The sequence below is a fragment of the Ktedonobacter robiniae genome, from assembly GCF_016587375.1.
Taxonomy (GTDB): Bacteria; Chloroflexota; Ktedonobacteria; order Ktedonobacterales; family Ktedonobacteraceae; genus Ktedonobacter; species Ktedonobacter robiniae.
This window is the reverse complement of sequence record NZ_BNJG01000001.1, coordinates 324,846-349,198: the sequence shown is the minus strand read 5'-3', so window position 1 is coordinate 349,198 and position 24,353 is coordinate 324,846. Positions and strand designations below refer to the sequence as shown.

The 24,353-nt window shown below is 49.2% G+C and carries 19 protein-coding genes; 11 read left to right on the top strand and 8 right to left on the bottom strand.

The annotated features are described in order from the left end of the window. Positions 1-22: 22 nt before the first annotated feature. The 3 genes from JMJ04_RS01425 (at position 23) to JMJ04_RS01415 (ending at position 3,488) form a co-directional block, all read left to right on the top strand. Positions 23-1,504, top strand: a complete 1,482-nt coding sequence (locus JMJ04_RS01425) for an ABC transporter substrate-binding protein (RefSeq protein WP_201368788.1) — start codon at positions 23-25, stop codon at positions 1,502-1,504. A gap of 338 nt (positions 1,505-1,842) precedes the next feature. After that, positions 1,843-2,682 carry a carbohydrate ABC transporter permease gene (locus JMJ04_RS01420; RefSeq protein WP_420799474.1) on the top strand — a complete coding sequence of 280 codons (840 nt, stop codon included), beginning with the start codon at positions 1,843-1,845 and terminating at the stop codon, positions 2,680-2,682. Continuing rightward, positions 2,679-3,488, top strand: coding sequence for a carbohydrate ABC transporter permease (locus JMJ04_RS01415; protein ID WP_201368786.1), 810 nt, complete (start codon positions 2,679-2,681; stop codon positions 3,486-3,488). Before JMJ04_RS01420 ends, JMJ04_RS01415 begins: the two co-directional genes overlap by 4 nt. A 216-nt stretch (positions 3,489-3,704) precedes the next feature. Here JMJ04_RS01415 and JMJ04_RS01410 read toward each other — a convergent pair whose 3' ends face one another. Further along, on the bottom strand, positions 3,705-4,070 hold the full coding sequence (locus tag JMJ04_RS01410) for a VOC family protein (protein WP_201368785.1): 366 nt from the start codon (positions 4,068-4,070) through the stop codon (positions 3,705-3,707). A 347-nt stretch (positions 4,071-4,417) separates the two neighbouring features. Here JMJ04_RS01410 and JMJ04_RS01405 point away from each other — a divergent pair, with 347 nt between their 5' ends. Further along, positions 4,418-5,785, top strand: a complete 1,368-nt coding sequence (locus JMJ04_RS01405) for an MFS transporter (protein ID WP_201368784.1) — start codon at positions 4,418-4,420, stop codon at positions 5,783-5,785. 120 nt (positions 5,786-5,905) lie between these two features. Here JMJ04_RS01405 and JMJ04_RS01400 read toward each other — a convergent pair whose 3' ends face one another. Then, the gene (locus tag JMJ04_RS01400; protein ID WP_201368783.1) at positions 5,906-6,550 is read right to left on the bottom strand and encodes an acetate uptake transporter; all 645 of its coding nucleotides are present in this window, start codon (positions 6,548-6,550) and stop codon (positions 5,906-5,908) included. A gap of 361 nt (positions 6,551-6,911) precedes the next feature. Here JMJ04_RS01400 and ctaD point away from each other — a divergent pair, with 361 nt between their 5' ends. Further along, the gene (ctaD, locus tag JMJ04_RS01395; protein ID WP_201368782.1) at positions 6,912-8,600 is read left to right on the top strand and encodes a cytochrome c oxidase subunit I; all 1,689 of its coding nucleotides are present in this window, start codon (positions 6,912-6,914) and stop codon (positions 8,598-8,600) included. Between the two features lie 112 nt (positions 8,601-8,712). On the opposite strand, the gene JMJ04_RS01390 is transcribed toward ctaD, so the two are convergent. The 6 genes from JMJ04_RS01390 to JMJ04_RS01370 form a co-directional block, all read right to left on the bottom strand. Next, positions 8,713-9,792, bottom strand: coding sequence for a dipeptide epimerase (locus JMJ04_RS01390; protein ID WP_201368781.1), 1,080 nt, complete (start codon positions 9,790-9,792; stop codon positions 8,713-8,715). A gap of 190 nt (positions 9,793-9,982) precedes the next feature. Further along, positions 9,983-11,695, bottom strand: a complete 1,713-nt coding sequence (locus JMJ04_RS01385) for a peptide ABC transporter substrate-binding protein (RefSeq protein ID WP_201368780.1) — start codon at positions 11,693-11,695, stop codon at positions 9,983-9,985. 108 nt (positions 11,696-11,803) lie between these two features. After that, on the bottom strand, positions 11,804-13,306 hold the full coding sequence (locus tag JMJ04_RS01380) for a serine hydrolase (protein WP_201368779.1): 1,503 nt from the start codon (positions 13,304-13,306) through the stop codon (positions 11,804-11,806). A gap of 165 nt (positions 13,307-13,471) precedes the next feature. Further along, on the bottom strand, positions 13,472-14,311 hold the full coding sequence (locus tag JMJ04_RS46345) for a DUF3471 domain-containing protein (protein WP_268887346.1): 840 nt from the start codon (positions 14,309-14,311) through the stop codon (positions 13,472-13,474). Further along, positions 14,308-15,219, bottom strand: a complete 912-nt coding sequence (locus tag JMJ04_RS46340; RefSeq protein WP_268887320.1) for a serine hydrolase domain-containing protein — start codon at positions 15,217-15,219, stop codon at positions 14,308-14,310. The genes JMJ04_RS46345 and JMJ04_RS46340 overlap by 4 nt, the downstream gene beginning before the upstream one ends. Positions 15,220-15,743: 524 nt before the next feature. Continuing rightward, positions 15,744-18,818: a winged helix-turn-helix domain-containing protein gene (locus JMJ04_RS01370; RefSeq protein WP_201368778.1), complete on the bottom strand. Its 3,075-nt coding sequence runs from the start codon at positions 18,816-18,818 to the stop codon at positions 15,744-15,746. 648 nt (positions 18,819-19,466) lie between these two features. On the opposite strand from JMJ04_RS01370, the gene JMJ04_RS01365 reads away from it, so the two are divergent. The 6 genes from JMJ04_RS01365 to JMJ04_RS01340 all read left to right on the top strand — a co-directional run bounded on the left by JMJ04_RS01365 (position 19,467) and on the right by JMJ04_RS01340 (position 24,200). After that, positions 19,467-20,078: a helix-turn-helix domain-containing protein gene (locus JMJ04_RS01365; RefSeq protein ID WP_201368777.1), complete on the top strand. Its 612-nt coding sequence runs from the start codon at positions 19,467-19,469 to the stop codon at positions 20,076-20,078. 12 nt (positions 20,079-20,090) lie between these two features. Beyond that, positions 20,091-21,572, top strand: a complete 1,482-nt coding sequence (locus JMJ04_RS01360) for a pyridoxal phosphate-dependent decarboxylase family protein (protein WP_201368776.1) — start codon at positions 20,091-20,093, stop codon at positions 21,570-21,572. Between the two features lie 2 nt (positions 21,573-21,574). Then, the gene (locus JMJ04_RS01355; RefSeq protein ID WP_201368775.1) at positions 21,575-22,036 is read left to right on the top strand and encodes an HAD-IIIA family hydrolase; all 462 of its coding nucleotides are present in this window, start codon (positions 21,575-21,577) and stop codon (positions 22,034-22,036) included. 241 nt (positions 22,037-22,277) lie between these two features. After that, on the top strand, positions 22,278-22,490 hold the full coding sequence (locus JMJ04_RS01350; protein WP_201368774.1) for a DUF2795 domain-containing protein: 213 nt from the start codon (positions 22,278-22,280) through the stop codon (positions 22,488-22,490). Positions 22,491-22,702: 212 nt separating this feature from the next. Continuing rightward, positions 22,703-23,443, top strand: coding sequence for a TetR/AcrR family transcriptional regulator (locus JMJ04_RS01345; protein WP_201368773.1), 741 nt, complete (start codon positions 22,703-22,705; stop codon positions 23,441-23,443). 82 nt (positions 23,444-23,525) lie between these two features. After that, entirely contained in the window at positions 23,526-24,200 is a 675-nt protein-coding gene (locus JMJ04_RS01340; protein WP_201368772.1) for a methyltransferase family protein, read from the top strand. The last annotated feature ends 153 nt before the right edge of the window (positions 24,201-24,353 follow it).

Sequence of the window (24,353 nt, the reverse complement as noted above, 5' to 3'; positions counted from 1 at the left end):
CTTTTATCAGGTCCTGAAGTGAATGGTAGCTGATCGTTTATCTGTTGTCAAGAAGCAAGCGGCCAGTAATAGAGGTGGCTATTATACAAAGTTCTTAAGGCACTTCAACGTTATTGTACATTTTTCTGGAGAGTACATCTGCGGGCGTATCCAGTATTTCCTGGAGCCAGGTGCAGTGGTTTATATGGGCTGTCCAGGCTCGTTGAGCTCACTCTCCAGGGAAAGAACAGGAGAGGCATTTATGCGGCGTCGCACATTACAAGCCATGATGGCAGGTTTTTGTCTTCTGCTCTGTTTATTGAGTGCTTGTGGTTCAGGTGGCGGTGGCTCTAATGGAGGCACTGTTACGCTGACGCTGGAGACAAACGTGACAGATGCTGAAGCGCAGGCAATTGAAACGCTTACGCAAAAATTCACCCAACTGCACCCTACTATTAAAGTTGACGTGACCGCGCCAGGGGCGGACTACGAAAATATTATGAAGGTGAAGATGGCCTCAAAGCATCTACCAGACATATTTTCGACGCATGGATGGGCAAAGATTCGCTATGGGAACTTCCTGGCTGATCTGCGCGATAGGCCATGGGCTAGCCATTTGAGCCCAACCATCAAGGATAACATTACTGATTCCAGCGGAAAGGTCTATGTCCTCCCAATCGACGAGGATAAATCAGGCCTAATGTTCAACGTCGATGTTTTGAAGCAATACGGGATCGACATCCCTGAGACCTATGACGAACTTGTCACAGCCTGTCAGACGATCAATGAGAAGAGTCACGGGCAGGTGACGCCAATGCATATCGGCGGTGCGGATTCATGGCCATTAGGAAACTACTTCGACTATTTTTCAACGTCACTCCTCATCAGCCCCCAGAAGAACTACACAACAGATCTACTCAATGGTACCTTCGATTGGTCGCATTATACGCCGCTCGCACAGGATTTTCTGGATCTGCAGAAAAAGGGGTGTTTGAATAAAGATGTGCTGACCGCGAAGTACAGTGATTCGGCACAAGCTCTGGCACAGGGGAAAGCGGCCTTTGGCTTCTATGGCTCGTACATTGTTGATGAGGCAAAGAAGGTGAACCCCAATGTCCATCTTGGGCTGATGCCTATTCCCGCCATGGTTGCGGGAGATCAACCAAGTTTTGCCGGTGGTGAAAGAACAACTCTAGGGATATGGAAAGACTCTCCTCACCTGCAAGAAGCCAAGCAATTACTGGACTTCATGGCACAGCCTGAGAATATCAAGTATCTCGCGAAAACTGGCGAGGCACCGGCAGGACTGCAAGGCATTCAGGTGGATCTTGGTGAAATGACTCAATACTATCAAAAGTACAGTTCGACGCCTGTGTATCCATACTTTGATCGCGTCTACTTGCCCAATGGGATGTGGGACCCGCTCTGTAAGAATGCACAGAATATGCTGGCGGGGGCAATCACGCCCAGCCAATATTCCGCGAATTTGAAACAAGAGTATGACCGGCTTAAAGGGTCTCATTAGTTGAGATTCTGAAGCCAAACATGCTCACCCCTAAATATTCACATCTACGTTGGCTTGCTGTGCTCCTCGTGCGTCTCTGGCGTTCCAGGGATCAGGATGCCGGTGGTTGGGTTTGCAACTTCACCACTGGCATCCTGACCCCTGGGAGGGAGGGGCTCGCAGAGAGCTTTCCAGATAGGAAAGCTCGTGGACAACAATTGGGATGACGCATGTATCACACGGCTTCTAGTAGTGAGGAGTTAACAGTGCGTTTTCAGGCTCAACTGCGACTGGCAAAACCGCGATTAGTAACACAAGCTCACAAGGGGAAAAAAAGAAAGACCTGGTTGGTTAACCTTATGTATGTGCCCGCGCTCATCCTGTTAGCGGTATTTATTTTCTATCCCTTTTTACAGGGCATTCGTCTCTCCTTTACCAACTGGGATGGCTATTCTGATGAGATGCAGTGGGTAGGTTGGTTGCAATTTCGTCGCATACTGACTGATGCAGACATTCTCCATACGATTGTGAATACCCTGATTTATGGGCTGGGTAGCACCCTGCTACAAAATATTTTTGGCCTGGCTTATGCACTGTTTTTAGACCGCAAAGTGCGCGGACAGGGAATTGTCCGCACCATCATATACCTTCCAATTATCATTAGCCCACTGATTATGGGGTATATTGGCTACTTTTTCTTCCAATATGAGGGTGGTGCTGTCAATGACATTCTGAAAATATTTGGCAATCCTCCACGCGACTGGTTGAGTAATGGCACGCTCGCTGTTTGGATCATCACTTTTGTCAATTCCTATCAATACGTTGGGATTGCCATGCTGATTTACCTCGCCGGGCTACAAGCTATCCCCAAGGAGTATTTAGAAGCTGCCGCGCTCGATGGAGCTTCCTCATTTGGTCGTTTCAAAGATGTGACGCTACCTCTTCTCATGCCTTCGGTAACTATTAGCATTGTTTACAACATTATAGGTGGCTTAAAACTGTTTGACATCATTGTTGCCTTGACCCAAGGTGGACCAGGCTATGCTTCGCAGTCCCTCTCAACCATGATGTACAATCTCTACTTTGCGCGCCAGGATGCTGGGTACGCAGCAACAATGGGGATCGTGATGTTTCTTCTCATCAGCATTATCAGCATCTTCTCATTACGCTCTCTCAGAGGAAAGGAAGTGCAGCTATGACGAAAAAGATCTCTCTGGGGGCGCTTACGGTCTTTATTGGCCTGATACATAGTATTCCCTTTTTTATTCTAGTCAATATTGCCTTTAAGTCGCCGAATGATACCAGTTCGAAGTGGATAACCCCCACTTACTGGTTCTTTGACAATTTTGTCAATGCCTGGCAAAGTGCGCACCTGGATCAAGCGCTACTCAATACCTCTCTCATTACAGTTGTATCGGTGATCCTGGTCGTACTTATTGGCGCCGCGGCTGCCTATCCACTGGCACGCTTCCCCAGCCGCTGGAATAACTTCGTCTATACGCTCTGTATTGCGTCTATGATTGTCCCCGGCCTCACCATCCTGGTGAGCCTGTACAAGCTCCTGGTGGATATCAACGGAATCGATACCTACTGGGCAATTATCCTTGTTCAGGTCACGTTCTTCTTGCCGCTCACTATATTCCTCTATACCGGTTTCCTGCGCACAATACCGAGGGAATTAGATGAGGCCGCGCTTATTGATGGGTGCAATAGCTTTACCGTTTTCTTTCACGTGCTGCTCCCCCTCTTAAAGCCTGTGACGGCAACGGTGATTATCCTGGCCGGGCTTGCTATCTGGAACGATTACCAGTTCTCCGTATTTTTCCTTCAGAAACCAGAGGTACAAACCTTTCCTGTGGCCCTGGCGGCTTTCTTCTCTCAGTACCATAATAATGTCAACTGGGCGGCTGCGGGTTGCCTGATAAGTATGTTGCCAGCGGTATTCCTCTTCCTATTCTTGCAACGGTATTTCATCAGGGGGTTGACGGATGGTGTACTGAAATAGCCGCTATAGCCACAATTTCTATCCTAAGAGTGGAAACGTGGGAGGAGGAGTGGGCAGAGCCCCAAAGAACGGGTTCGACGCTCTTTGGGTAAAGACTATGAGCGAAAAGTACAGACCAGTGAGATACTGATCCAGGTGGCGATGATTCGACCAGGGGTGCAAGATTGATTGGACCAATCAATCTTGCATTTGAGTATGCAGCTACCCTCGAGCTGATCAATCAACTGCGGTGAGTACTTCAAGCATAAAGCCGCCTGGTGCTTGCACATAAAAATTCCAGGCATACTTTCCTCCAGGCATAGCGTGACTCCGCTGTGGTGGTTTCATCTCAAACCCACCATCTTTCAGTTGGTGATAGATCGTGTTGACTTGTTCTGCATTCTCCTGGACAAAGCCGATATGAAACGAGTTGGGATAGTTCACCTGACCAGCTTTTGTCAAGGTGAAAATCAGGTTGTCGTCGTCGGTGAGCACCGTCAACATCTGATTGTCGGCTAGTGTACGTAACCCAAAGTATGTTTCGAGAAAGTGAGTTGCTGCTGAGGTATCGGTAACGGTCAAATTGATATGGTTCAATTTCATAGGAAGCTCCTTTTATCTGGAGAAAGAAATCTCCATTGGCTAAATGTCAACCATTTTTCTGCACATCCTCTCAGGAGAGGCATGGTGAGGGTGACTATTTCCATAATCATCATATCTAAAGAGGGTTGAGCCGTTCTTTTTGGGACAGCTTTCCGGAAAGCTGTCCCAAAAAGTCGTCTATGACCGAGCAAAAGGAACAGTGGATTTCGATCTTTCGTGTTTTGCATACCTTATTCGCCCTGTTTATAGAGCATTTATACATTGTTTGCATGTACCCACCCGGTTACACTATAAAAGATAAAGTTTTTTCATCATAATCCTCATTTTTAGTCTAGCAAGGATATTTTATGTTATCGCCCTCTATTGAGAATATAAAAGATACTAAAAAGCTTTCGGAATCATCTCACCTTGTTCAAACACGAGCTTTTGCTCTCCCATCGTCACTACGCCCATTAGCGGAAAAAAATTTCGCACTTCTATGGGTAGGAGCATTCCTTTCAAATGCTGGTTTTTGGATTCAATCTATTGGTCAAGGTTGGCAGGTGCTTCAACTCACCAATTCAGCCCTGCTGCTTGGCCTGGTCACCTTCATAGCGACATTGCCTAACCTTCTCCTCTCCCCTATTGGGGGAGTCATAGCTGACCGTTTCAATCGGCGCCATCTGCTCCTCTTTACACAGTGCTTCTATATGCTCATCTCCCTTCTCATGGGCATTCTTACCACCTTACACATCATCACTGTCTGGCAAATTATTCTTCTTGCACTGCTGAATGGAGTATTCAGTTCGGTTGGCTTCCCCGCATGGCAAACATTTGTTGGCGACCTGTTACCGCCATCGCAGTTAAGGCAGGGCATCGCGCTTAACTCAACTCAATTTAATCTCTCGCGTGTGATCGGTCCAGCTATTGGAGGTCTCTCAGTAGGTATCTTTGGGATCGCAGGCTCATACTACCTCAATGCCCTAAGCTACATTGCGGTCATTATTCCACTCCTCCTGATGCACACCGCCAATCGAGAGCAACGCAAAAGTACGCACAAAAGTATGTGGAGCGACCTACGCGATGGCCTGCAGTATGTGCGAAAAAGACCTATAGCCCAAATCGTGCTCTTGCTGCAATTCTTTATTGCCTTTCTGGTTTTCCCCTACCAGACACTGCTTCCAATCTTTGCCAACAATATCTACCATATCGGGGCCACCGGGCTGGGTCTATTGAACTCTGCGGCAGGTATTGGGGCTCTACTTGGTTCCATCATTCTGGTCATGATGACACAACGCATTCAAAATGGGTCGCGTATCTTGGTGATTGTCTGTTGCCTGGGAGGAGGCGCTTGCCTGGCTTTTGCGCTCTCTAACAGTTTACCACTCTCCCTGGCCCTGCTCATCTGCATAGGTATATGCTCAGTGCTCTCCTCAACCCTCACCAATACCATTCTGCAAATGATGGTGCCACAGGAGATGCGTTCGCGCGTTCTCAGCCTTTGGATACTGACTGCGTTCGGCCTCGCGCCACTTGGCAACCTTGTTGCTGGTTGGATAGCTCAGGACATTGGAGCGTCTCTGACGCTAGGCATTGCTGGTTCAATATGTGTGATCCTCGCGCTTTGCACATTTGGTTTCCACAGCAAAACGAGAACTCTTCCTGAACGGGAAACAGACCATGATGGGGAATATACTCTGCAAGACGAAAGAAAAGAAGGAAAACTTTTAGTATGAGCGAGATAAGATAGGCAAAATGCTTATCTCCAGCGCCTTACCTCTTGAGCGTGTTTTCTCGTACCACCTGACAATTGCTCCAGGTACGTACGAGAAAACACTGTGAGCATCGATGCGTGCTTATTCAGTTGCAACAGGTCCACGTCCACCTGTTGGCAGCGTGATACCAGCGGCCGTGCGCAGCATACTGGCAATCGTCGCATACCAGGCAACGAGCGCGCAGATGATAGCCAGCCAACCACCAATGCCAAGCCATACCCGGTTAAATCCTGTTAGGTGCCCGATAGTCAGACAGAGGTAGGCCAGAAACAACAAACCAACGGCCGCAAGGTAGATCATATTCATCCTGAGTGATCCAATGAAGGTCACCGCAAGAAGAATGGTCCAGCATAGGTAGAAAAGCCCTAAGAGGAGATGCTGCACTCCTGCACTCATGCTCGCTAAGATGCCAAACCCTGGCATGAAGATCACGCCAAGGGCTGTGAGGAAGCCGCCATACGAGGTAAAGAGCGTAGCCGCTTCCATGTTTCCCTTGCGGAACTCCCACATGCCAGCCAGAATTTGAACAATTCCTCCCACAAGAATGATCGGTCCAATAGCTCTGAGGGCGCCTTGATTTCCAAATGGAAGAATAAAACCAGCGTACCAGGAGCCAAGAATAGCCGTAGTCAGTGCAAGAACGCTCAGCCCAAGAGGGATAGGGCTTGCAATACGTCCTTCTGCCAAGTCACGATGTTCCGATGTTCTTGTTGAGTATTGAGCCATGATAGTTCTCCTTTCGGGAGAAGATCGCCAAGGTACTATTCCTCACTCTAGAACTACATGTTCCCACTCATCCTGACAATCATCCTTTTGCGTCTCTAAGACGAAGCCCTCGAGTGTCTACAGATCGTCGCTCTCAGGAGTTGTGCGCTTCTTGACTACTAGGTTGAGCTTTTTCTGTGAGGAAGATTGTGAGAACATTTTAGGAACATCTAGAATCACGTTGAGTGATATTTTTACGTGACTGATCCTTAAAACACAGGAGAGAATATCTTGAGATTGCATTGACTATACTTAAAAGATAAAATGAAGTATGTGGTGTTACTAGTGTTGGTATAGAAGAGATGTTTGGGAGAAATCAGATATGGCAACTCGCACTAGTAATAGAGAGTCAGTGAGCGTACGTGAGAGGCACTGGAGCGACACCTATATTGGTAGTTGGCTCACGACAACCGATCACAAAGAGATCGGCATCATGTACATTATCACAGCTTTCTTCTTCTTCCTGATCGGCGGTGTGGAGGCACTCTTCATTCGGGCCCAACTGGCGGTCCCCAATGGGAAGGTGCTCAGTCCTGAAGAATATAACCAGATTTTCACGATGCACGGCACGACGATGATCTTCTTATTCGTCATGCCGATATTGTCGGGGCTGGGCAACTATGTTGTACCTCTGATGCTTGGAGCACGCGATATGGCATTCCCGCGCATGAATGCCTTTGCGTACTGGCTCTTGCTTTTTGGTAGCCTCTTCTTACAGTCCAGCTTTCTGTTGAGCGCGGCTCCTAATGGGGGCTGGTTCATGTACGCTCCTTTGAGTCTGACGACAAAGGTCTGCGGCATCCATGCCTATCAGTGTACACCTGGGATGAACGCGGATTTCTGGATTCTGGGTATAACAATGCTTGGCATCTCCTCAATCGCAGGATCGCTTAATTTTGTTGTGACGATTCTGAAGATGCGCGCGCCTGGCATGAGCATTAACCGTATACCGCTCTTCACGTGGATGATCCTGGTCATGGCGTTTCTGATATTATTCGCGATGCCAAGTCTGACGGCGGCGAGTCTGATGTTGCTGCTGGATCGCCATCTTGGGACGCACTTCTATCAGTTTGCCTATGGTGGTGACCCGCTTCTGTGGCAACATTTGTTCTGGTCATTTGGTCATCCTGAGGTGTATATCCTGATCCTGCCGGCCTTCGGTATTGTCTCGGAGGTCTTGCCGGTCTTCTCACGCAAACCCATCTTCGGTTATACTTTTATTGCTTGGTCCGGTGTGGCGATTGGCTTCTTAAGCTTTACTGTCTGGGCTCATCACATGTTCGCCGTTGGTCTGCCACCTGTCGCACAGGCATTCTTCGCTTCCAGCACGGTTCTCATCGCGGTACCAACCGCTGTGAAGATCTTCAACTGGCTGGGAACGATCTATAAGGGGAAATTGAGCCTTAAAGCTCCTATGATCTTCGCGCTCGGTTTTATTGCTATGTTCCTCATCGGTGGTTTGAATGGGGCCGCGCTGGCTGTTGTGCCTTTTGACTACCAGGTCACGGACAGCTACTTTGTGGTCTCGCACATTCACTACGTGCTCTTCGGTGGTAGCGTAATGGCAATCTTCGCGGGCCTCTTCTACTGGTTTCCCAAGATGACCGGCAAATTGATGAATGAGAGGCTGGCACATATTCAATTCTGGTTGCTGATGATTGGTCTGAACCTTGCATTCTTCCCCATGCATATCCTGGGGTTGCTGGGCATGCCGCGTCGCGTCTACACCTATCCAGCGAATTTAGGGTGGAGCGAATTGAACCTGATGTCGACAATTGGAGCCTTCTTGATTGGTATCGCGGTCATGGTCTTCCTCTGCAACTTTGTCACAAGCATGAAGTCAGGTCAGAAGGTAGGTAATGATCCCTGGGACGGCTTTACCCTGGAGTGGGACACGACATCGCCGCCGAAGAAGTATAACTTTCTTACCATACCCATCGTCCGCAGTCGCCGCCCATTCTATGACAAGAAGCATCCTGAGACCGCGGATTGGAAGTCAGCCATTCACTGAGGATGAGAGAACAATTAGGACGACGTGAAGTCACGGCGGTACCGTTTGGAGTCTGGCTCACTTTTGGTAATAAGGTCTTCAATCACCAAATTTGAGCCAGACCCTCTTTTTTTCAGACTTTCCTGGCTATGCCCAGTCCTGATTCGATGTCAGAGACATCATAGATGCCCCCTTGTTGCTCTACATAGCCTCCCATAAAGGGATCTTCCGCTAGCAGTAGAGGTACATCCAGGTCAATAAAGCGGAAGCCACCCAGTCCAGCAACAAAATGTGCCGATGCGCTCGTGCCCAGGCGCGATTCGATCATAGAACCGATCATCAGTTGTGTTGAGGTTGCGCGACAAAGGGCTGCAATATCCAACGCTTCGACAATGCCACATTTCATCAACTTAATATTCACCACATTCACAGCCTTCATGGCAATCAGCCGCTCCACATCAGCCAGGCTAGCGGCACTTTCATCTGCCGCAACAGGAACAGACGTATGCTGTGTAACGAAGCGCAGCCCCTCAAAGTCGTCTTTGTATACAGGTTGCTCCAGCAAGATCGGATAAATCTGGCGCTCTTCAAGTTGGCGCAGACACGACAATGCCTCATCAGGGGTATAGCCCTGGTTGGCATCTAGCGTAAGAGCTAGTGTAGGAGCTGCACGATGAATGGCTTCGATACGCGCTATATCTTCCTGCATGTCGACGCCCACTTTGATTTTGATATATTTGATACCACGCGCTGCGATTTGCTGTGCCAGTTCGTAGCTATGCTCAGGCGTGGCCAGGGGAATGCTCATGTCAGTTTCTACAGTTGTTCTGGCATTGCCCAGAAAAACATAGAGAGGCATCCCATACGAATGTGTGAGGGCATCAAGCAGAGCCATTTCAATACCTGTGCGGACAGTATTTTGATGGTAGTAGTTATGTTTGATGAGCTTAGAGAGCGGGCGCCAGCGTGAGGCATCCTGCCCCTCTAACCATGGAATGCAGGTGCGCGCCGCCGCCAGGGCGGTCTCCTGTGTCTCGCCTGTACTAGGAGCGAATGGAGAGCATTCACCATAGCCGATGCTTCCATCGGCAAGTTCAATCGTGATCAGGACATTACGTGCTTCAGAGACGCTTCCAGTGGTAATGATAAATGTTTCGCGCAATGGAATGTTAAGAGGTTCGACTTTTACTGCTGTGATCGTTGTGCGGGCCATATCTGCTAGGGTTCCCTTCTTTTCCGTATGCGATGTAACTATTTAGGACCCCTCGCCACCGCAGGTGGCGAAACGAAGTGCATGTGACGCAGAGGTGCTCTGAAGAGTTACCTGAAATGTGGACATGTTGCTCCCTTGCCAACTCCTTGCACCGGGCCAGGAAAGGCAAGAGAGCAATAAGAGATTGTGTTTATAGACTCATGTAGATGTTGCCCCAGTCATTCGGTGCAATAGTAACAAGCGGGTTCAGGAAATAATTTTGCAGTTTAGGATTAATGAGTACATGTGCCTCCACCTGGTAGAGAGGAATTGCAGCGACATCGTCAACCAGATGCTGTTCAGCTGAACTATACTGCTGTAGACGCTCTTGCTGATTCTGGTTTACGTCGGCCAGGGCAAGCTCACTCTGAATGGCCTGTTGCTGGGTGGCGTTGCCAGAGGTGTTTTGTCCATAGTTGGCATTGTTGAATGGAGCGCCTTTCGCAAACCATGTACTAAGCCAGGCTTGAGGATCAGCATAATTGCCATACGAGATCGTCCATATCTGTAATGGACCGGATTTGCCCGTCGTTCCCAATTGAGCCTGAACCAGAGCACTGGCCTCCATGCTAGACACCTGCATATTGACGCCAAAGGCTGTTTGCCACTGCTGCGCAAGGACGGTTACAAGATTCTTCGTATCGTTGCTACTTGCAAGATATGAAAGCGTGATAGACGGCAACGCAGCGGCGTTTTGATAGTTTTCTTCCTGTAAACCCTCCTGAAAGAGTTGTTTCGCCTTCTGCAAATCACCTTTCGTGCTTGTTACACCAGCGGGTCCCGCCAGGGCTTGATTATAGCCTGGAACACCCTGAGGTATGAGATGATTCGTAGGAAGAACTGAGCCGTACATCACATTCTGAGCTAGAATATCTTTATTGATGGCAAGTGCAAAGGCCTGGCGGATCTTGATGTTGTTGAATGGCTTTGCCAGGTAATTCATGAGCACATAATTCAACCCTAACGTTGGTGTGTGCTTGTAATCTGGGCGTTTCCTGGCATTTGCCAGGTCGGCAAGTGGAATAGTTGCGTAATCTAACTGACCTGCCTGATAGGATTTGTAGGTTGTATCTGTACTACCCGACTGCTGCAACTCTACTCGCTGCAAGCGTGGTTTGGGTCCATAATAGTTCGTATTGGGGATCAGGGTAAGCCCTTTATTATGACTGTAGCTAGAAGCCTTAAAGGGACCTGTTCCTCCACCTTCACCCAGGTGTTCGGTCCACTTAGCACCATATTTCTCCACTACCTTCTTATTGACTGTGTAGGCAGTTGGGAGAGCTGCTAATGACTGTAAAAAGTAAGCTGTTGGCTGAGCCAGGATGATAGAAATGGTGTGATCATCCTTCACAATCAGGCTATCATCGATCAATGTAGGAAGCTGCCCGCTAATAATTTTGGTAAAGTCCTTAATTGGACTGAGAAAGGAGGCCGCGGGTGATTTTGTACTGGGCAACAACGCGCGATTGATACTGTAAGCAACGTCGTTAGCGGTAAGCGGGGTACCATCACTAAAGGTCAGGTTAGGCCTGAGGGTGAATGTATAGGTAAGCCCATCCGAAGAAATAGTATGGTTGCTTGCGAGCTGGTCTGTAACCTTCCCATCTGATGATAGCGCTACCAGGCCGGTGAACATCATCTGTATTGCAGAAATATCGGTATTCTGTACAGCAAGAGCGGGGTCCAGAGAACCAAAGTCCGATGGCCCGATTGGATAACGGAAAATTTGCTTACTGTCAGGTGCTGGCGTAGTGTTTGTATTGCTGCTTGAACCTGTACCGCCGCTACAGGCAACAACAAGTATGGCAAGTATCCCTAAAATACAAGGAAGAAGCGCTGACCGGAAAAATTTGCGATACGGCATAATCACGCCCCCTTATGTTCTCGAACTGCACTTATGCACAAAAAAGAAAAGATAAAGATGTTGTAGACCAGTTTGTCTAGAATGATAGTGGTTTGGCCTTGTGCACCCTTAAAGGCTTGCAGCAGGAGCTTCAACCACTACGCGCGTAAATACCAACGGTTTGGCAGCAGGCTCCAGAGGAAGCACAAAGTTTTCAATGTCACCATTAAGATTGGTAACAAAAGAACCCTTGAGATAGAAGTTATAATGTTCCAGGAATACAAGAAAGACATCATAATGCAGGTGCTGGAAGGTGTATTCCAGGTCGTTATGCCATCCTTTGAGGATGTCGCCATCTTGAACAATGGTAAATGTACCACCTCCAGGATGCTCGAACTGCCCGGCATAGGCGCTGAGGGGATGAGAAAGCGGCGCATCTGGAACACGAGTAGCGAGACTTTCTTGTTGGCTTTTAGCTTCCTGTTCCTTCAGCTTGTCATAGCTTTGCCTGGTACGCTCATTCCAGGGAACGTTTTCCAGTTGTAGCAGGCGATCGACAGCATTATAGGTAAAGATACCATGTACTGGTACCAGGTGAGCTTGTCTGTTTGTAAGTACGACGATACCAATGTTATCATCGGGCAGGAACGTCGTTAAACAACTAAAGCCATTGATACCGCCGCTGTGCTGCACAAGCTTATGCCCACGGTAACATGTCGTCCACCATCCAAGCGCGTAGCTATAATAAAACTCCTCGGGATATTTAGGGAGATTATGCGGGAATGCGGACATGACCATCTGTGGAGAAGTCAGCTCTCGGAATTGCTCCTCGGACACTAGCGTACCTTCACTATGTTTTCCCTTATTAAGGAGGCAACGTAGCCACTTGCTCATATCCAGTACAGTAGAACTCATCGAACCCGCAGGGCCGATAGCATCCTCCCTGGTATAAAAATCAGTTCTTTGCGGCTCATCCTGGATGAGTTTGTAGGGATGCGCAAAATCCGCCCCCTGCTGCACATCCTGTACAGAGAAGTAGGTGTTCGTCATGCCAAGGGGGGTCAAAATACGTTGTTGCACAAATGCTTCCCAGGTTTGTCCAGTTACCACCTCGATAAGATAGCCCGCCAGGGAATACATTGCATTATTATATTGCCAGGTCGTTCGAAAGCCCTTATTCGGCTCAAAGTATTGAAGGCGCCCCACCAACTCTTTGCGTGACATCAAAGAGTGAAGAGTCACAAGATCGTATCCAGGTATGCCCGTACGGTGACAGAGCAGGTCACGCAATGTGACAAGCCTGGAGATCGTAGGATCAGAGAGTCTCAAGGCTGGGAAATAGTTTCTGACTGGCTCATCCCAGCTAAGTTTTCCTTCATCCACCAGGATAGCCAGCGCCATACTGGTGAAAGCTTTGGAGCATGAGGCAATCGCGAAGACAGTTTGAGGCGTGACCTCCAGGTTCTCGGCAAGGTCTCGCTTACCAAACCCCTGCGCGAAAACTATTTCGTCATCCTTCACAATTGCTACTGCCACTCCCGGTACCTTCCACTCCTGCATAGTTACCTCAACAAACTCAGGGTATCCTTGCAGATCTGTGCCAGTAACAGAAGCCGGTGATGTGTATGCCATTACGTCTCTGCCCTCCTGTAAAACTCGCTTCAATAACGACTCAGGTCGCCATCTGCTATGAAGCGGCCTGGTAATGATGTTGAGAACTTCTTGGGAAGATGGAACCTGAGTCGTTCCTTAACCTATGTGCATTTCATATAGCAATACATAGACAATTTGCTACTGCTACTCTGCTTTTTTCGTGGCTATCAGGGTCCCGAAGGGCTGCTTGAGTAGGGCCTGCGTTACCACTCCTGCCTCATCGCGCTGGAATGCAACGCTGTAGCCACTCAGTCCCTGTACACGGAAGGAATCTTCCTTATACGGCTCTAGTTCGTATGTGGGTTGGCCTGGCAGCGTTAGAGAGAGGATATGTTCACCCTTGAAGGCGACCGTAGCGGTCTGGTCCATGACCTCATATGCGCCACAGAATTGCTCCAGGATGTTTTTCTCTTGCAGATGTTTTCCCGCTACCCGCATAAAGGCAATAGGCTTAGCGTCTGGCTCGATAGGCAAAGAGAAGCTTTCGATATCGCCATCAAGATTCGTAACGAAAGACCCTTTGATATGGACCTCGAAACGCTCTGCCGTGACAAGAAAGATATCGTAGTGCAAGTGCTGGAATGTGAAATCGGTATCGTTATACGTGCCCTTCAGCGTCTCGTCATCCTGGGTGATAGTAAATACTCCAAGACCGGGGTGCTCAAAACTGCCCGTGTAGTCCTTGAGGGGGTGCGAAAGTGGCGCATCTGGTACACGGGTATCCAGGCTATTCTCCTTAGCCTTCTCTGCCTGCTTTTTTAGGCCTTGAAAGAATTGTTTGTTGCGTGTGCTCCAGGGGCGCTCTTCCAATCCAAGTAAATGGTCACATAGCGTATAGTTCACAGATTGTGTCGCGAGGTTGCTATCAAGGTTTGTCAATGTAACAAGGCCGATATTGTCATCGGGCAGGAAGCTTACCAGGGTACTAAAGCCGTCGATATTGCCACCATGTTCAACAAGCGTGTGCCCTCTATAGGACGTCAGGCCCCAACCCAGGCCATAATTGTAATAAAAGGTTTCCAGTTGTTTCTTAAACGCCGGTTGCTCGGGGGAATGACCATATGAGGAGCTATAAGTTGCGCGAACTGTGCCTCTGAAACAAGGGAGGTCTCGCCATATTTGCCCTTGTTGAGGAGACATTGTAGCCACTTACACATCTCCTGCACACTGGAGTTGATCGAACCAGCAGGTCCTACCGCCTGAAAACGGTCGTAGAACTCCATCTGTTGCACTTCCTCTTTGACTTCCCGGTAGGGGAGAGCGAAGTCGGAGGTCTGCTGTGAGTCTTTAGGTGTAAAGTTGCTAGTAGTCATCCCCAGAGGCGTGAAAATACGTTGCTGAACAAACTCCTCCCAGGTCTGCCCTGTCAGGGCTTCGATCAGGTAGCCCGCTGTCATGTACATCAGGTTCTGGTATTGCCACACCTCGCGGAACTTCTTGTTGGGTTCCAGGTATTGGAGGCGCTCGAACAGGTCTTTGCGTGAAAGGGAAGCGTTGTACCACCCCAGGTCATAGCGTGGCAGGCCGGTACGATGGGCGAGCAGGTCAATCACTGTGGTTTGCTCGGTCGCTATAGGGTCATAGAGTTTGAATGTTGGCAAGTAATGCTTGATGGGAGTATCCCAATTGACCAGGCCCTCATCAACGAGCATCGCAATCGCCATCGCTGTAAAGGCCTTGGAACTGGAACCGATAGCGAAGAGGGTCTGATCAGTAGCGTCGAGATTACCCACGATAGAACGCTTGCCAAAGCCCTGGGAAAGGATCACTTGACCATCCTTGACCACGGCTGTTGCCAGACCTGGAACGTTCCACTCATCTCTGATCGCTTCAATAACTTCGGGTAATCCTTGCAATGCTGTGTCGGTAACAGATGCAGATGTATTCGTCATTATATCGCTTCCTCTTTCTCTAAAACACTTTTCTCTCACAAGCTTTTATCTGCTACTCGCGTGAAGACGAGCGGCTTGAACCCTGGCTCGATAGGCAAGGAGAAACTTTCGATATTGCCATCCAGGCCAGTGGCAAAGGAGCCTTTCATATGAAGTTGGAAACGCTCTGATGAGACAAGAAAGATATCATAATGTAGGTGCTGGAATGTGTACTCTGAATCGAGTGTCGAGATTACCTGAGACAGAACGCTTGCCAAACCCCTGCGATAATCTCACCTGGCCATCCTTGATCACGGCTGTTGCCAGACCTGGGATATCCCACTCATCTCTCGTCTGGTCTATGACGTCTTCTAAGCCTTGCAGATCAGAATTTGAAGGAGATATTGCAGCCGAGTCACGCATAACACTCTTCCTTTCAACTTTCACGAATCCAGTAGACGCCGCACCAATGTGTATGAGAGGAAGTATACTCAAGCGGTCTGGTAAGAGACATCTACCAAAGGGTAAAAGTGAAAGGTATATTTTTACAGTAGGTGTAGCTTTTTGGCACGTGCTATAGCCTGCACTCGGCTGTTCACATTCAACTTACGATAAATATTGTTGATATGAGCCTTTACCGTCCCGGTGACGACGAACAGCTCTCTAGCAATCTCCTGGTTCTTGCGCCCGGCAGCCATTAAGTACAACACCTCGCGTTCGCGCCAGCTCAGCGGGATGAACAGAGGTTGTTCATCTACAGAAGGCACAAATTGGATCCTCAGGGTAGGCTGTTCAAAAGCGGCTATAAGTGTGCGTAGATATGCCAGATTCACCTGCTGCTCGCCGAATTTATGTGTACGTTGTCGTTCCAGGAGTTGGCGCAACAGCTTTTCGACCACCTCACCCTCACTCACAAAAGGATAGATGTGTCTTCCCTGTTCAGCGAGATGCATTGCTTGCGTGAGTGTTGCCAGAGCATCTTCTATCTGTTGTTGTATATAAAATGCTATAGATTGTAAAATCAGAATATCTATAAGAGAGCGAACCCGCCCTGCCTGCTCTGCCGAACGATAGAGATACATGAGCGCCGCATGAGCCTGCTGTATGTATTGCCCGTTCATCGTATTTTGCTCGGCTGCCAGCATTACTCGGATAAGCATAAGATACTCTTGCTCTTGTCGATGAAATATTTCATCGCAGAAGAAGTTACGTTCCTGTACCCATAACAGCGCTTCGCGTAAGCGATTATGACGTAGCGCAAGCCAGGCGCGTACAGCAGCTACCTCTTCGATCTCTTCAATAATATTTGCTCTTTGGGCAAGCGCTTCTGCCTGGCGCAACCAGTGCTCTGCCTCCTCTATATCCCCCTGTGCCTGCGCCACGTGAACCAGCTTCAAAGCACTGTGCACGGTAATATGTCTGCTATGGATTTGCTCCCCTATCTGCCATCCCAGCAGTAAATGATGTTTCGCCTGCTCCAGGTCGTTCCATTCCAGGAAAATGTCACCTAGCCATATCTGGGCAATACCTACCATTGGAAAAGGCTGCCCATCTTGCTGTGGGGAATGCTTAATAATTTGCTGGCAAAGTCTGGTTGCTTGAAGGAGATAACCTTGCATGCGATATAGTTCTACCTGGATGACCATGATATACTGCGTCAACAGATCATGTCCTAAGGCCTGAATGTGGCTACTCGCCTCTGAAAGAGCTTGCACCGCGATATGCACATCGGCCCCTCGCAAATGTGCCGTCCCTAATACGAACAATGCCAGGCCTCGCTCAAACAACCTTTCTCCGGGCAGATGAGAGAGGATGTGGCTGCACATCTCAATAGCACGCGTAAATTCATTGCAGGCAATGACCATAATAGCTCGTAATGTTTGTACTTCATTTGTCATTGCCTGCGCGACAGTCGGAAGGAGCGTCTCTGTTTGCTGGTTAATGGCCTGTTCTGCCGCATCGAGCCAGGAATGGCAACCTGTCTGAGTTGTCAATAGTTGTATCCAGGCTGCCGCCATACAAAGGCGGGGTCGCGTGTAAAGCGCTTTAATTGGTAATGCATCAAGCCAGCGCTGTAGGCAGGCAATCTCACCTTTTGCCAGAAACTCCTGTGCCACTTGCTCGATGAGCGCCAGAGAGCACTCGTGATCTTGTGCCTCCAGGGCATGGTTGATGGCTTTATCGAGAGCGTGATGAGTCTCAAACCAGCGACTGGCGCGGACATGGAGGACAGGTATGAGTTCTGGATGAGCAAGCTCTAGCCTATGACGCAGGGCTTCCGCAAAAAGGGTATGATAGAGATAGTCATTTCCTGCCTCCGCACAGGGGGAAATAAAGAAATTTGCCTGTATCAGCCACTCTAATAACGCCGCTGCATTCTCCTGTTCTGTGACCGCCCTGCACAGCGATCCATTTAAACGCTCAAGAATAGAGGTGTGTAAGAGAAAAGTCCGTATCTGTACGGGAAGGTGATCGAATATCTCCTCAAGCAAGTATGCTATAACGTAGCGATTGCCCGTCGCCAAAGAAACAGCAAAAGAGGAGCCTGATCTATTTAGCATTGCCAAGCCAAACAAGCGCAGACCTGCAACCCATCCCTCGGTACGCTGAAATAGTATTTCTCGTTCCTCCGCAGTAAGTCGTAGCTTCATCCCAACGTTAAAAAGCGTGTCTACCTCTTCATGAGTAAAACGAAGTGTCGTAACATCTATATCTGCCAATTTATTATTTGCTCGCAATCGTGCCAGCGGTAGGGCGGGCACGCTACGACAGGCAAGTATAAAGTGGATATGTGGAGGGAGATGTTCAGCGACTGTCTGAATAGTGGTGTGAATAACTTCATAATCAATAGCCTGGTAGTCATCAAAGATAAGGGTGGCAGAGGAAGTTCTGGCTGCCAGATCGTTTATTACCGTATACAAGCTATGTGTCAATGAACATGTGGATGAAATGGATAGAGCTGCCAGTACTTGTTGGCCAACTCCAGGACAGAGTTGTTGTAGCGCCTTGACAACATACACGAGGAAGCGGAGTGGATCATTATCCTCTTTATCGAGAGAGAGCCATGCCACTGAACTCCTGTTACGGTTACCCCATTCACTCAACAGTGTTGTCTTACCGAAGCCAGCTGGCGCACACACCATCGTCACTGGATATACCAGCGCGCGCTGCAATATATGCATGACACGCGGACGTGTAACCAGGTTACCGGGAACCGCAGGTATGTCTACTTTCGCCAGAAGAAGAGAAGCATGTAATTGCTCTAGCCGTGTATCATTTTTATGAAGAATATCTTTTATGCCAACAGAGCGCTCTAAAAGTTTTTTAAGGACATCACTTAAGCGCTGTTGGGTAAGTTCCTCCGATTTACCCAGATACACTTTATGCAATTTTGCGTTGCGGGAGCGGTAGGCATACCAGTAACCATTGCCCTGGCGGAACTCTCGCCTGGCTGTAAAGGACCCGTGAGCGGTCTGATACGCAAAAGCATGCGTCTCTTCAGCTTGTAGCCAGGTAAACCAGGCAGAAGAGTTAACCTCAAGTGTTGCATGCATATATGTCAATGATGAAGGCAACGTTAGCTGGTTATCGATAACACGTGCCATCAAGCGACGCGGCATACAAACTCACCTCCGTCAAGCTATCAACTAACTGGGTAATATTATATTACCCAAAAATTACCCAGCAAATATAGAGAATATAAAAGGCCTTTGCGTGCTCTATCGCGCACTTGATCGACAGCTTGACGAAGATCGGCATTGAGGGCATATCCTTGCCCGAACGTCTTTTCCCTGCGTCTTCTGTGATGACACGTTCAACGTTTGCTATTTCAGAGCCTCCAGGTTAGCCCACGGCGGCTGTGCGCTTCCATATACCGCATCCCCAGTCACCCATGCGATGGGAAGACCTGAATCTAAGGTTCGTTGCGAGGTGTTCTCTGGAGCGCGAGCAGATATTGAGCCATGTGTTGAGGAGAATACGGCATGTTTTACTTCTTGACGTGTGTTACTAACTTTAGCATACTCGGAGAAGAGACAGTTGTAAAGCTATTCTACACTCTGTAGACATGGTTCTAGGAGCATTTTTCATGCACTCCGAAACTCATATTCGGTGACAGGCGTCAGCGGCTATCACTCCGCCCCATGACATAGAGGGCATACAGAGCCACATCCATGAGTTATTTGAGAAAAAGGGAATAGTGAGCATGCCTTCGCTCTTGTTGAAATCCTCTATAGAGGATATAATTTCTCTATGGAGGTGATTTTGTTATGGACGTACCAATGCCACGTTTGGCGAGTGGACTTGATCTGACTGACTTAGGAGCGCGTATTCGTGCGGAACGACTCAGTCGGCATCTCTCTCTTGAGGTCCTTTCTTCACAATCTGGAGTCAGCAGTAGTATGCTCTCCGATATTGAGCGCGGCAAAAAAGTGCCATCCATCCTCGTGCTTGATTCTATTGCAACAGCCTTGGGAACCAGTCTCGCTCGGCTTCTTGAAGAAGAACAACACGCAAAGGTGATTGTTCTGCGTCATAGAGAGCAAGAGGTTGTACAAGACCCGTCAGGTTGGGAGCGGCGCATTCTCTCTCCCGTTTTGCCTGGAATCGAGTTTGAGTTTATGCGTACCACCATCTTGCCTGGAGTCGATGCGGGAGTCTTTCTTCCTCACGGCACTGGTTCACGCGAATATATCGCTGTCGAAGAAGGAACCTTGCAACTGACCTTGAACGACACTGTCCATCTGCTCCAGGCGGGAGATAGTATCTATTATGCTGGCGACTGCCAGCACGCTTTTGCCAATCCAGGGGAAAAGCCCTGCACCTATTACCTTGTGATGGAGATTCCACCCTCTCCCGTTCCACATGTTCATCATAGATAGCGAGTTCAATGTATGTCTGATTCCTTCGCATCCCCTCTTGTCGATGATCTGGTCACATTTCGCCGACTCGGCCATCTGGCAGTCGATATGGCCGCCGATTACCTCGAAACAGTTCGCGAACGCCCCGTGTTTGCCCCAATGACTCCTGATGAGCGGCGGGAGTTGCTCACCCTGGACTTATCTGAAGAGGGAATACCGCCAGAAGAACTGTTGGCCATTATTCGCGATCGTCTTTTTACCTATCCCATGGGCAATGGGCATCCTCGCTTTTTCGGCTGGGTCAATTCGCCTCCTGCCCTGCCTGGCATTATCGCCGAATTCTTGGCGGCGGCCCTCAATCCCAGTTGCGCAGGGGGAGATCATGCCGCCACTTATCTGGAATATAGCGTCATCCGCTGGTTGATGGAATTGATCGACTTTCCTCAAGAGAAAAGTATGGGGCTTTTCGTGAGCGGGGCCTCGATGGCAACGTTGACCTGCCTGGCAGCAGCGCGCTTCTGGGCGGCGAAAGAAGCGGGATGGAACGTGCGAGAACGAGGGCTGCAAGCACAGAATCCAGATTTGGTCCTCTATCTCTCGGAAGAAGGGCACGGATGCATTCGCAAAGCAGCTGAGATGCTTGGCCTCGGTAGCAACGCCTTGCACTTGATTCCAACCGATTCAACCTTTCGGATGGATGTGGCCGCACTCCGGGCAGCCATTCAAGCGGACCGAGCTGCGGGACGGCAGCCTTTTTGTGTGGCGGCAAGTGCAGGAACAGTCAATACCGGGGCAATCGATCCTTTGTCTCTCCTGGCAGATATGTGTGCAGAAGAGTCACTCTGGTTGCATGTGGATGGAGCCTACGGTGCGGTCGGAAAAGTGGACCCGCAGGTTGCGCCCCTGTTTGATGGAATTGAGCGTGCACAGTCGGTCGCCATCGATCCACACAAATGGCTCTCTGTCCCCGTCGAATGTGGCTGTGCCCTGGTTTCAGATAAACACTTGCTTCGTGAAACCTTTAGCCTTGTCCCTCCCTATCTGCAGCTTGAAGAAGGCAAAGGTTTTGCGAATCTCCCCTGGTTCTCCGAGTATGGTTTCCAGCAAACCCGCGGTTTTCGCGCACTGAAGGTATGGATGGTCTTACAAACCACGGGACGTCAGGGTCTGGTACAGCGTATCCAGCATCACAATGCCCTTGCGCAGCATCTGGCATCATTGATTGATGCCGCTCCTGATTTTGAGCTTCTCGCTCCAGTGACGCTGTCTATTGTCTGTTTCCGTTACCTTCCCTTGGAATTGAAAGGAGATGAGGAGGGTATTGAGCAGATGAACCGTGCTCTGGTTCCCCTGCTTCAATTGGCAGGAGAAGCCTTTCTCACCAGTACTGTCCTCCATGGCCAGTTTGCGTTACGTGCTTGCATCCTTCACGATGCTACAACTCCGGATGATCTCAGGATCTTATTGGAGAGCGTGCGGCACGCAGCAGCGCTTTCCCGAAAGCAGGAGCAATGACCATGGAGACACACTACAGCGCCTACTTCTTCGACCTGGGCGGCACATTACTTGCCCTTGAGCAGGATGAGATCGCCTGCTCTAAGACGGGGAAGGTCACGCTATTGCCAGGTGTGAGAGATCATCTTTTGCCTCTATGCGGAACACCTGTGTTTGTTATTACCAATCAAGCAGCTGTGGCTTTGGGGCACCTCTCTGAAGCGACAGCACGAGGCTTTATTGACCAGATCAATGCTGCGGTTGGACAGGTGATTACTGACTATCGCATCTGTATGCACCATCCGCTCGCTGGCTGCCCTTGCCGTAAGCCACAACCTGGAATGGTTTTCGATCTGGCGCGAACGCATACGATCAATCTGGCACAGGCTGTGTTGATTGGAGATACTGCAAACGATGAGCAATGTGCTCAACTCGCTGGTATAGGGACATTTTTATGGGCACATGATTTTTTTTCATTCTGTTAGGTTGATACCCCAACATATGCTATTTTTTCATCCTCTTCATACTAATGAAGGACGACAGAGCGAGCAGAAAGCTTTCCCCCGATTCTCCTTTCTTCCGCACCGGCGAAGGAAACGAAAATCGGCAAGCAATCAGAACCTCCTCTGTTTCAAGATAATTGCGTGGACACAACACAGAAGTGTGTTCCACGCCGTACATACGAGTATGTATTGGAAAAAAACAGGAAAATAGGAGAACATTGATATGTCACAGCAACCAGCGAATCCCGTTCAGGTCGAGAAGTGCCTCAAGGGAATGGACTATCCGGCCGACAAACAAGAAGTGATCAACTATGCCAAGCAACATGGAGCTGATGAGCAAGTCCAACAAACGCTGAACCGCTTACCTAATGAGACATTCAATAAGCCGACGGATGTCAGCAAGGCGATTGGCGAGATGGATCGTGGTCAGAGATAAGCACGTGTAAGACGCACATGGAAGAGGCACGACTGGGAAAGCATAAGCTATCATATGCTTTCCCAGTCGTTTTTTTAACTCCATTCTTATTGTTGCTCCGCTTTTTTGTAGAGTCCGAAATACGAAGATGGAGATGATTGGATCCTTGACAAGAGAAATTTGTTGACTATAATTAATAGTCAGAGTGTCTTTTTATTAATTGAGGAGAGGCAATGGCACGAATCGTTAGACCAGAACAATACGCAGCCAAACGTGCGCAGATCCTCAATACGGCCCAGCGACTGATGTTGAGCAAGGGGTATGAGTGCATGTCAATCCAGGATATCTTGGAGGAAGTGCGAATCTCAAGAGGGGCCTTCCATCATTATTTCGCCTCGCGCGAAGCCTTGTTAGAAGCCTTCATCAAGCAGGTCAAGGAAGAGTCGGGGAAGCCGCTTCGACAGCTCATTGATGATCCTAAGCTGAGCGCCCGCAAAAAATTCCAGGGCTTCTTTGATACGCTGGACCGCTTGAGAATGGAGCACAAGGCGGAAGTGGTCAGGATTGGGCGTGTCTGGTACTCCGATAGCAATGCCGTTGTGCGACTCAGAGTGACTGAGGCGATTGCCAGACAGCGAGCGCAACTGCTCAACGAGATCGTCCGGCAAGGCATTCAGGAAGGTAGCTTTGTCGTCGCTTATCCTGACAACGCAGGGGAAGTCATTGTGACCTTGCTACAAGGGATGGGAGACAGGCATGCTGAATTACTGTTCGCCTTAGACCAGACACGCGACAATGATCAACGCCTCATCGAAGCGATCGTTACTACCCATGCTGTCTACATGGATGCTATCGAGCGAGTATTAGGCGTGCCGCCGCACACCTTCTACCGAACCAATGCCGAAGGGGTGCAACTCTGGGTTGAAGCGATACGAGAGAACAATCAGCAGGAAGATCCAGGGCACGCTCCCTAACGGGGTTACAACACGTCCTCCACGTCCAATTGGCAAGCGAAAGAGCCAAGAGAACGCGCGACGAGAAAAGAGAGAAGCGATCATGAAAACTGGCCTTCAAGCAGTAGGTACTGGACTTATTGGACTTGTAGTGTTTGGGTTGGTGTTGTTTTTGCCAGCGTGGACGTTCAATTACTGGCAAGCATGGGTTTTTATTGCCGTCTTTACCCTCTCGACGAGTGTCCCTAGCATCTACTTGAGTCTGAAGAACCCGGCAGCCCTTGAGCGGCGTATGCATGCCGGGCCAACGGCAGAAACCAGAACAGTGCAGAAAATTATCATCTCTGTTGCACTCCTGTCGCTGCCAGCGGTGATGATATTCAGCGCCTTCGACCATCGTTTTGGCTGGTCGCCAGTGCCAACGGCTGTCTCAGTGATTGGGGATGCTCTGGTCGCGATTGGACTTGGTATCGCCATGCTTGTGGTCATACAGAATAGTTATGCAGCCGCCAACATCACGGTAGAGGCGGGCCAGAAAGTCATCTCTACCGGTCTCTATGGGCTCGTGCGGCACCCAATGTATGTGGGAACGCTGATCATGATGGTAGGTATCCCCCTTGCGCTCGACTCCTGGTGGGGGCTTGTCATCCTCATCCCTGGCATGATTGGGCTCGCCTTCCGCATCCTCGACGAAGAAAAGATGCTCAAGCAAGAGTTAGACGGGTATAGCGCGTACACACAGAAGGTACACTATCGGTTGGTGCCATACGTGTGGTAAAGGTGGAATAGAAGAAACAAAGGCTGGAGAAGCGTTTATCGCCTCATTGATGACGTTAGGGGAAAACGCTTCTCTCATTGCTCTTTATGCTTTCTCCCAACGAACCTTGTATTGATGAGGTGTTCCCGTTGATTGTTGCTCAATGGCCGTTTC

Coding starts and splice junctions, on each gene's coding strand:
- JMJ04_RS01425 (WP_201368788.1), top strand. CDS start 23: ATGGTAGCTGATCGTTTATCTGTTGTCAAGAAGCAAGCGGCCAGTAAT.
- JMJ04_RS01420 (WP_420799474.1), top strand. CDS start 1,843: ATGTATGTGCCCGCGCTCATCCTGTTAGCGGTATTTATTTTCTATCCC.
- JMJ04_RS01415 (WP_201368786.1), top strand. CDS start 2,679: ATGACGAAAAAGATCTCTCTGGGGGCGCTTACGGTCTTTATTGGCCTG.
- JMJ04_RS01410 (WP_201368785.1), bottom strand. CDS start 4,070: ATGAAATTGAACCATATCAATTTGACCGTTACCGATACCTCAGCAGCA.
- JMJ04_RS01405 (WP_201368784.1), top strand. CDS start 4,418: ATGTTATCGCCCTCTATTGAGAATATAAAAGATACTAAAAAGCTTTCG.
- JMJ04_RS01400 (WP_201368783.1), bottom strand. CDS start 6,550: ATGGCTCAATACTCAACAAGAACATCGGAACATCGTGACTTGGCAGAA.
- ctaD (WP_201368782.1), top strand. CDS start 6,912: ATGGCAACTCGCACTAGTAATAGAGAGTCAGTGAGCGTACGTGAGAGG.
- JMJ04_RS01390 (WP_201368781.1), bottom strand. CDS start 9,792: ATGGCCCGCACAACGATCACAGCAGTAAAAGTCGAACCTCTTAACATT.
- JMJ04_RS01385 (WP_201368780.1), bottom strand. CDS start 11,695: ATGCCGTATCGCAAATTTTTCCGGTCAGCGCTTCTTCCTTGTATTTTA.
- JMJ04_RS01380 (WP_201368779.1), bottom strand. CDS start 13,306: ATGGCATACACATCACCGGCTTCTGTTACTGGCACAGATCTGCAAGGA.
- JMJ04_RS46340 (WP_268887320.1), bottom strand. CDS start 15,219: ATGACGAATACATCTGCATCTGTTACCGACACAGCATTGCAAGGATTA.
- JMJ04_RS01370 (WP_201368778.1), bottom strand. CDS start 18,818: ATGCCGCGTCGCTTGATGGCACGTGTTATCGATAACCAGCTAACGTTG.
- JMJ04_RS01365 (WP_201368777.1), top strand. CDS start 19,467: ATGGACGTACCAATGCCACGTTTGGCGAGTGGACTTGATCTGACTGAC.
- JMJ04_RS01360 (WP_201368776.1), top strand. CDS start 20,091: ATGTCTGATTCCTTCGCATCCCCTCTTGTCGATGATCTGGTCACATTT.
- JMJ04_RS01355 (WP_201368775.1), top strand. CDS start 21,575: ATGGAGACACACTACAGCGCCTACTTCTTCGACCTGGGCGGCACATTA.
- JMJ04_RS01350 (WP_201368774.1), top strand. CDS start 22,278: ATGTCACAGCAACCAGCGAATCCCGTTCAGGTCGAGAAGTGCCTCAAG.
- JMJ04_RS01345 (WP_201368773.1), top strand. CDS start 22,703: ATGGCACGAATCGTTAGACCAGAACAATACGCAGCCAAACGTGCGCAG.
- JMJ04_RS01340 (WP_201368772.1), top strand. CDS start 23,526: ATGAAAACTGGCCTTCAAGCAGTAGGTACTGGACTTATTGGACTTGTA.